The sequence below is a fragment of the Polaromonas sp. P1_G1 genome (assembly GCF_056405595.1).
On the sequence record NZ_JBFUBU010000307.1, the window covers coordinates 1 to 356 of the forward strand.

The window sequence follows — 356 nt, forward strand, 5'->3', positions numbered from 1 at the left end:
CCCGATCTCGTTCTCCTGCGTATTCGGTATCAGTAGGGCTGGCGCGGTCTGGTGCCCGATCAACCCCCGCAACGAAGCTGCGGAGAACCGAGACCTGTTGGATCTGTTCGATTGTCGCGCTCTGTTCTTCCAGAAGTCCTATGCGCCGCTTGTCGACCAGATCAAGGACGCGCTTCCACAGTTGGTGACGCTCGTCTGTATCGACGGCGAGTGGGATTCGGCACAGTCCCTCGAAAGCTGGCTCGGGGAAGAAGAACTCGACGCCGCGGCGCCCGACGACGTCACCATGCTGGTCGGTACCGGTGGTACGACGGGCCGCCCCAAAGGCGTGATGTTGACCGGGCACAACATCGAGA

1 protein-coding gene is annotated in these 356 nt (G+C 61.5%); it reads left to right on the forward strand.

What is annotated here, in order from left to right; genetic code table 11:
* The coding region (locus AC1D1Y_RS26985; RefSeq protein ID WP_477685036.1) for an AMP-binding protein at window positions 1-356 on the forward strand (356 nt) is incomplete at both ends.